Genomic DNA, 8,439 nt, shown 5'->3' on the forward strand with positions numbered 1-8,439 from the left:
AACAAGAATTAAAAATTATTACTAGTAATTTTCGGAAAGAAAAATTATTAATTAAAGATATTGAGGTTATTGGTATTAATGATGATTTTTTACAAAAAGCCGATAAATTAGAACTTATTAATCTTATTAAAAATTATTTAACTGTTGATGAACAAATTGTTAAAAATGAAATTAAAGAACAATGAGATAGTAATAAAGATATTAATTTAATTGGAGTTAAAGGTATTAATTTTAAAATAAATAAAGGAGAAAAATAACATGGCAAATATTGTTGAATTTTTAAGAACAGATAAGGCAACTGATTGAATAAAAAGTAAATTTTCTAATGAAAATGAAATTGCAAGATTTAAAAGTAATATTGTATCAATATCAAATAGTAATGAATTATTACAAAAAGCAGATCCAAAAACAATTATGACTGCTTGTTATCAAGGTGTTTTATTAAATTTACCAATGGAAAAACAATTCCGGTATGCTTATGTAGTGCCATATAACACAAAAATAACAAGAATTATTAATGGTCGTGAAGTGCAAGAGTGAATTAATCAAGCACAATTTCAAATGGGTTATAAAGGTTATATACAATTAGCACAGCGTAGTGGTCAATATTTAGATATGTCAGTATCAGATGTAAAAGAAAATGAATTAGTAAATTATGATCGTTTAAAAGGAACTAGTTTTAATTGAATACAAAATGAAGATGAACGAGAAAAATTACCAATTATTGGTTATGTAGCATATTTTAAAATGGTTAATGGTTTTGAAAAAACATTATATATGACCAAAGAACAAATGGAAAATCATTTTATGAAATATTCTAAAACTTATGCTAAAAATAAATCATTTTATATTGCTAGTTTTGATGAAATGGCCCTTAAAACAGTATTAACTAGTTTACTAAGAAAATGGGGTATTATGTCTGTTTAATTACAACAAGCTTATAAATCAGATCAGGCAGTTATTACAACTAATGATGAAAAGATTTATATTGATAATGATAGTAGTGTCGCCAAAAATAAAGGGCAGATGAGCGATGAACCCTTATCAAATAATATAAATACCCCATCTTATACAGAAATAGCGGACAATAACAATAATGTAGTTAAAGAAGAAGATATCTCAAATGTAGTACCAGCAGTTAATAATAACAACGATGAGGAATGATCCACTTGATAAAAATAGGTATTGACCCATCAGGAACAGGTACTACCGCTATTGTTGTTTATAAAAATAATAAATTAATAGATAAACAAGAATTTATAAATAAAAATTGAAAAGAACAATATGAATTTATTAATGATAAATTGTTTGATTATGAAGAAAAAATTAATATTGAAGATTGTTTATATACATCTGCTAATGCAAGTAAAGATAGAGATGATTTATTAAGATTATTAGGAGCATTATCTGTTTACAAATATTTTATTAATTGAGTATCACCAAAAAACACTAAATCAGTTGTTAAAAATATGGAAAATTTAAGTAAATATCTTAAAATAACAGCAATTTATGGTGAAGATAATTTATTAACTTATGAATATGGTAAAGGTTGATTCTATAATAATGAGAAAATAAGTAATCATTTACGAGACGCAATTATTATTGCTAATTATGAAGGTAAATAATGAAAACTAATTTAGGTGAATTAATACTTGGTGATTCATTAGAAATATTAAAAACAATATCTGATAAAAGTATTGATTTAATATTAACTGACCCACCATACCTTTACCCTGATATTGATAAAAAATTAGAAAATAAAGAAAAACATATTGAATATAACTTAAAAAAATTAAATGATCCTAATACATCTAATATTCAATATCAAATTCGTAAAAGAGAACTTGAATTTTTACAAGGTGAATTTATTGATAGTTTTGATATACCATCATATTTTAAAGAATGAATGCGAATTATTAAAAAACCAAATTTTATAATTTATTTATCAAAACAACAATTAAAAGATTATTTAATTGAAATTGATAATTATAATTCAAAGTTTGAGCCAATTATTTATCAAAAAACAAATGATGCACCCACCAATAATGCATATAGGAAAGACAAAGAACTATGTTTATATATTTATGATAAACCAATTTCTTATAGTAATGTTTGAAATCAAGATATGCAAACTGTTTATCAAATTACTAATAGTAATAATCAATTTATAGGAACCATTAAACATCCTACTGTAAAAGATATTAATTTAATTAAATTACAAATTAATAAACATAGTAAAGTTGGTGATACTGTATTAGATTGTTTTTTAGGAAGCGGTACAACTGCTATTGCTTGTGAACAATTAAATCGGCGTTGAATTGGTATAGAAATTAATGAAAAATATTATAAGTTAGCAAAACAACGATTAAGTAATATTCAAACTACATTATTTATTTAAAGGAAATCATTTATGAAAAGAAAATTAATTCGTAATATTAATGTTTACTTAAATGAAAAACAAGAAAAAGTTTGAAATGAATTACCTGAATTATATACCAACTCACAACGAATTGAACATCTTATAAATTTTTATATAACACAACACAAGAAAGAAAATAAATAAAATGAAAAAATAGTCTTAATATGACTATTTTTTATATTAATTTATTAATTTTCATTTGATTTAATAATATTTTCAGTATTTTCTGTTTTATTTTGTTGATTGTTTAAATCTTGAAAAGCTTTTTTAATTTCTTGAATTTCAATATCATCATCATTTTTCAATAGTTCTGGATGAAGATTTTTATAACTTAATTTAAGATGTTTTCTAACTGAATCAAAATCAATAATTTCAACTTCAATTTCATCACCAATATCAAAGAAATCTTTAATATCTCTTACATAGTAATCTGAAACTTCACTAATATGGATTAAGCCGTCAGCTCTTTCGGCTCGACAAAAAGCACCATAGGGAGTAATACTTGTTATTTTTACAATAATTTTGCTATTTTTGTTATACATAATATTTTTTTCTCCTTTACTAAAGTTAATTTTACTATTAAAATGTTAAAAATAATTTGTAAGACATAAAAAAATAACCAATTAAGATTATTTTTTTATTCTCAACTTTCAATTTTAATATCTTGAATATTAACAGTAATATTAGTATCTAATGTTATAAGAGCAGTTTGCAATTCAATTAACTCAATTTTTAAATTAAAATATGAATTACTATTATTAATAGATAATGGTAAATTATATTTACCACCACTTTCATTTAAATTTAATTCTAATCAACCACCTCAAGTTTCTTTTTCTACTTCGCCACCCTTAATTTTTATTCTTATAATTTTATCTTTAAAATTATAATCAAACATATATCTATTAGATGTATTAAGTTGAAAATCGGGTGTATCTACTTTATTTCATTTTTTTATTTCATTTTTAAGAGCATAATCATCTGAAACTGACCATCTATCATCTTTATTAACAATTGATATATTATTAAATGGTACACTTAATTCATTATTAAGATTATATATAATACTCCTATTATCAATTTTAACTAAATTATTTTTAAAATAATCATCAACTATTTTAGTTATTTTCTCAGGAGAAATTTCAATTTGTCATATACCACTTTTTTCTGTATCAGATCACGGAATAATAGATAAAGTATTAGATTTAAAAATACTATTTTTTCATACATATTTAGCATCTGCTTCACTTAACATAATTGGTTTATCTTTATGATTAGTATCAGGTCGACCAAATCAAGTATGATATTCATTTTTAAAACCATAATTATCAGGGTTTATTTTAGTTATAGTTTGTGATTTATAAAACTTTGCTTTTTCTAATAAACTAATAACATCTGGTGAAAATTATATCTTCATATTACTAGGATATGTATAACTTGCGACACCATCACTACTATTTTCACCACCACTAGAATATTCAATCCCAGTTCTTATTAAATATTGAGTTTGTAAACAACAAGCAATTTTTACATAATTAATGCGTTTTTTATCAATTTCACTATTTGGATCAAGTAATGGAAACTCCGTTTCTAAACGATAACCACAAATACTATCTAATTGTAAACTTGCTCTTGTAATACCCTCAAATTAAATAATTTGAAATATTATCATCATAAAGTTTTTTCCCGTATTGTGATACTAATTTATCAAAACCCTCTCAATTTTTAAACTCTTCTAATGTTATTAATTTAAAACTTTCTAATTTTGTTATATCTGCCATAATTTCACCTCTACGCGTCACCATTATAAACAAAAAAAGTCTTTTTTAGACTTTAATTGTTTTATTAGATAACTTAATATCTTTTTTAGAAATTGGTGTTTTTGCTCTTTGTACTTTAACAATATGATTAAACTCATCTTCACTAATAGGTTTATTTGTTTCTAATACTTGTGCTCATTCTGTATTACCAATACCCAAAGTATTAGCAGTTTGAATTAAACCTAAATGAATAGCTTCTAATGTTTCTTGTCCTACTACTTTATTTGTAGATTCTTTAAGTTTATTTTTAGTTACTTTTTTAATTAAAAGTTCCAATCCTTTATAACCTAAAATACCTATAAAACAAGCACCAACCCCAATACCAACTAAGATTTCATAATTCATATTTTCATTTCCTTTCTTAATTTTACGACACCATCTTAACATCACTAAAAAAATAATCAACAATATAATTGAAAATGGTTGAAATAATATTATTTGTTGATTTTATATAAAAAAATAATATAATTTATCTAAGTAATTTATTAAATTAAATAAATTACTTATCCTTCTTTAAAATATTTGTAGTAATCTTTTCTATGAATAATTATTTATCAAAATATTAACAAAAGTGCTTATTATGAGCACTTTTTTAGTTTTTATTAATTTACCCTTGTATATATATACTTGTATATATATATATATATATATATATAATGTGACCAGAAAGAGGGTTAGTATATATGAAAAAAATGTTAAGTATTTTAGGTAGTTTAGTAATTTCAGGTTCAAGTACTGTGAGTATAATAAGTTGCAAAGTTGATAATTTAAGTGACTGCGAACGAAAAGATGTTGGTAATTGAAAACAAATATGTCCAAAAGATCAACCATTTAAAAAAGTTGATAATAAATATTATGCTACAATTTGAAGAACAACAAAAGAAGATACATGAAAAATTAGTTTATTTAATTTTATAAATAGTTCAGTTACATATATTCAAAAAGATGGTAAATATATTCTTCAATATAGTATTAAACAAGGATATAATTCAGGATTAATGTTGGTTGAAGAAAGAGATCAATGAAGAACTGTATTAATTAAAAGATGAGAAGATGATTCAAAACAACAAGAATTATTTAAATCTTTATATAAATGAGATGATGATAAATCTATTCCAGATTTACCTAAAATAGATGAAAATGGTAATATAATTGCTTAATTAAAAATAGGGATAAAACCCTATTTTTGTTTTAAATTAAAATATGCCATTGGAGTTGTTTCAATATTAAACCTTCCTTTTTCTCAATATCCGCCAATTTGATAATTACCACCTTTAACATATAATTCATAATTAACACGCATTTTTAATTTAACACCATCATTGTAAAATAAAATTTGTGTTTTAAAATGAAATCCTGCTTGTTTTCCAAAAGGATAATTTAATTCTTCTAAATTATTAAAAACAGAGTATCCACTTTCATTAATATATTCTGCTTTAATAACATATTTATTTCCTAGTTCTTTATCCAAATTATTTGTATGAGTTCCTTGTGCATCTGCTCATACACGGATATGACCAATATTAATAAATGTAAAACTATCATAATTATCTTTAATTTGTTGTCAATTAGTTGCTCCAAATGTTCCAAAATCAAATAATAAAATATCTTGGGAATGATTTTTATAATCTGGTGTGCTTGCTGGATTTCCATTCCAAGCACTATTTGATTCTAATTTACTATCTGCTTTACTTAAATTAATTTGTACTGGATAGAAATTAATACTTGGTGGTGGGTCAGGTAATTTAACAGGTCATTCATGGACGATATCATCATCAATATATTGATCTAAATAACTAAGTGAATAAAGAGTTAATCAATATCGTACTGAATTGTTATATAAACTTGTTGTTTGTAAACTAACAAAATAACTCATAATTGAATATGGATCAAATAAATCAATATCATCAGAAAACATATAAATTCTTACCGCAGTTTTACCTAAATTATAAAAACCAACTGCATCAATAATATATCGACCACTGCCAATAATATCGGTTTTTACCTCATCTTCTTTTAAAATAGTTGGTAATGATATACCTTCTTTATTCATTAAAAATAAATAATCTTTATCTTCATCTTTATAACTTTCAGGAATAAAAACACTACTAATTCAATTTTGTTTACTTATTTCTTGTTTTGTTTTTTTATTTCATCTTGATGCTGTTATTTTATCAGTTAAAGTAAATGCTCAACTTGTATTACTTGCACTAGTACCGATTATATCATTAACCTCATCTTGAGTATTATATATAAATGCATCAAGTGGTATATTACCTTGATTTTTTGATTGTGGACGAGTATTATCTTCAACAATAGGTCAATAACTTTCATCATAAAATGTATAATTTGATTTACCTATGAATAAAGGAATACCATTATTAATATTTGGATATAAATTATTAGTATTTTTATCTATTGTTTTTCAATAAATCGGAATACCTAAGCTTATTGCATTTAAAAATTTACCAACAATAGGAATATCACGCTGAGTTCATGCAATACTTTCTGTTATATCTATTGGTAATGAAATAATATGATTAACCATAACACTAAATAAATTTAACATATCTTTTAATTGTCCACGATTTTTACTTGGATTAATAGTATTATGTCCTATTGCTTCATTATATTTAAAATAACCATTTGCTCGTACATCAAAATCTTTATTAATTACAGCATTACCTTTATAATTTAAAGCAACATCTTTAACAATTAAATTATTTGGATTAGTTGCTTGTGTTAATTTTCTATCAGTATTTAAGTATCCCTCATAATTCTTTTTAACTTCTTGGTTAGATTGACCTTGTTTTCTTTTTAATCAGTTATCATATTGACCATTAATAGCAGGAATACCATTAGTTAGTAAATAAGTAGTTAATGGTTTTGACGATTTTGTTAAACTATCTGCTACTGGCATTTTTAAATTATCAATAAATAATCTTCGTTGCGGATATACTTTTTCATTTCATTTACCTAATTTTTCAATAGGGCGACCAAAAATAACTGGTGCAGTAAAACCATTATTACCTAATAATGTTAATTGAATACTTTTAATACCATTATCACCAGTAAATTTTTCGTTAATTTCATAATCTTTGGGAATACCTAAATCATCTCATATTATTTTAGGAATAACATAACCTTCACCTGCTGCTGAAAATTGTACGAATTGCTGAATAGTTTGCCCAGTAGTATTAATATAATCTTTAACATAACTAAAAGTAATATTTCAATATACTAATTCATTTAAGTCATTATATTTTGGTTGAGCATTTGATATAAACATTAATAAATTATCATCAACATCTTCTTTATCAGATTGTAAAGAAACTAAATAAAATCTTAAAAAATCTTCTCTTTGAAAATTATAAGTAGTTTCAATTGTAATTGTACGATCAAGATATCAAGCAGTATATTCACCAAAATATTCTTCACCACCTAATTTAGAAAACTCAACAGTATCATTAATATTAACAATATGACATTTATAAGCATCACCTTTAAATTTTCTTTTAATAGCAAAATTATCTAATGCTTTATTAATTTTTTGTAAATTAATAACATAAACATTAAAACCATTTTCATTATTAATTTTTTCTCAAATATTATTAACTGGATAATTATTATCAGGCTCTTCTTTATTAACAAAAACTTGTTTTGTTTTATCTCATAAATAAGTTTTTTCGGTACTAGTAATATATAAATAACTAATTTTATCCGTTAAACTATTTTTAAAATCATCAAAATAATAAGTAAATCAATCTTTTTCTTTTTGGAAAAAATCATAATTTCAAATATCGGGGATATGTCTAGATCTAATTTTAATTGCATTTTTTCATTGTGCTATAATTCCCTCTTTACCAGTAAATATTTGTGACATTTGTGTAAAGTTTTGTGGTACTCCATTATTAGGTTGAAAACCTTTATCAGTAATATTTACTAAACCAGTTTTAATAATAAATGGAAAAAAGAAATAATTACTTTTTATATCAATATCTAATTTAGTTAAATCAGATCGAACACTATTATCCATTATTCTTTCATTTAAGTTTTTAAAAATACTATTAATATTAGGTACTTGCATTATTAGACTTCTTGCATAACCTAGTTATTTTAAAATTCCTATAAAATATATTTAAAATAGAAATTATAGGAATCTAAAATTATGAAATTTGATAAATTTGATTTTATTAATGA

12 protein-coding genes are annotated in these 8,439 nt (G+C 23.2%); 7 read left to right on the forward strand and 5 right to left on the reverse strand.

The features are described from left to right. The 6 genes from EHU54_RS03030 to EHU54_RS03055 form a co-directional block, all read left to right on the forward strand. Positions 1–257: hypothetical protein (locus EHU54_RS03030; protein WP_400248866.1), on the forward strand; the 257-nt coding region annotated here is incomplete at its 5' end. Between the two features lies 1 nt (position 258). Next, positions 259–927: a RecT family recombinase gene (locus tag EHU54_RS03035; protein ID WP_400248867.1), complete on the forward strand. Its 669-nt coding sequence runs from the start codon at positions 259–261 to the stop codon at positions 925–927. Positions 928–1,026: 99 nt separating this feature from the next. After that, positions 1,027–1,176 (forward strand): hypothetical protein, encoded by a 150-nt coding sequence (locus tag EHU54_RS03040; RefSeq protein ID WP_400248868.1) that lies wholly within the window; start codon positions 1,027–1,029, stop codon positions 1,174–1,176. Beyond that, complete coding sequence (locus EHU54_RS03045; protein ID WP_400248869.1) at positions 1,170–1,625, forward strand: hypothetical protein; 456 nt, start codon at positions 1,170–1,172, stop codon at positions 1,623–1,625. The genes EHU54_RS03040 and EHU54_RS03045 overlap by 7 nt, the downstream gene beginning before the upstream one ends. Continuing rightward, positions 1,625–2,398, forward strand: a complete 774-nt coding sequence (locus EHU54_RS03050) for a DNA-methyltransferase (protein ID WP_400248870.1) — start codon at positions 1,625–1,627, stop codon at positions 2,396–2,398. Before EHU54_RS03045 ends, EHU54_RS03050 begins: the two co-directional genes overlap by 1 nt. Before the next feature lie 12 nt (positions 2,399–2,410). Further along, positions 2,411–2,563 (forward strand): hypothetical protein, encoded by a 153-nt coding sequence (locus EHU54_RS03055; protein ID WP_400248871.1) that lies wholly within the window; start codon positions 2,411–2,413, stop codon positions 2,561–2,563. Positions 2,564–2,607: 44 nt separating this feature from the next. On the opposite strand, the gene EHU54_RS03060 is transcribed toward EHU54_RS03055, so the two are convergent. The 4 genes from EHU54_RS03060 to EHU54_RS03075 all read right to left on the reverse strand — a co-directional run bounded on the left by EHU54_RS03060 (position 2,608) and on the right by EHU54_RS03075 (position 4,626). After that, positions 2,608–2,961, reverse strand: a complete 354-nt coding sequence (locus EHU54_RS03060; RefSeq protein WP_400248873.1) for a S1 RNA-binding domain-containing protein — start codon at positions 2,959–2,961, stop codon at positions 2,608–2,610. Between the two features lie 95 nt (positions 2,962–3,056). Then, positions 3,057–3,674 (reverse strand): hypothetical protein, encoded by a 618-nt coding sequence (locus EHU54_RS03065; protein WP_400248874.1) that lies wholly within the window; start codon positions 3,672–3,674, stop codon positions 3,057–3,059. Between the two features lie 355 nt (positions 3,675–4,029). Next, on the reverse strand, positions 4,030–4,200 hold the full coding sequence (locus EHU54_RS03070) for a hypothetical protein (protein WP_400248875.1): 171 nt from the start codon (positions 4,198–4,200) through the stop codon (positions 4,030–4,032). A gap of 45 nt (positions 4,201–4,245) precedes the next feature. After that, positions 4,246–4,626, reverse strand: a complete 381-nt coding sequence (locus EHU54_RS03075; RefSeq protein WP_400248876.1) for a hypothetical protein — start codon at positions 4,624–4,626, stop codon at positions 4,246–4,248. A 296-nt stretch (positions 4,627–4,922) separates the two neighbouring features. On the opposite strand from EHU54_RS03075, the gene EHU54_RS03080 reads away from it, so the two are divergent. Then, positions 4,923–5,399 (forward strand): lipoprotein, encoded by a 477-nt coding sequence (locus EHU54_RS03080; RefSeq protein ID WP_400248877.1) that lies wholly within the window; start codon positions 4,923–4,925, stop codon positions 5,397–5,399. Between the two features lie 20 nt (positions 5,400–5,419). Here the strand turns inward: EHU54_RS03080 and EHU54_RS03085 are convergent, their stop codons facing one another. Then, on the reverse strand, positions 5,420–8,326 hold the full coding sequence (locus EHU54_RS03085) for a hypothetical protein (RefSeq protein ID WP_400248878.1): 2,907 nt from the start codon (positions 8,324–8,326) through the stop codon (positions 5,420–5,422). Positions 8,327–8,439: the final 113 nt, after the last annotated feature.

It is taken from the genome of Spiroplasma sp. ald (assembly GCF_044714355.1).
Lineage (GTDB): Bacteria > Bacillota_I > Bacilli_A > Mycoplasmatales > Mycoplasmataceae > Spiroplasma > Spiroplasma phoeniceum.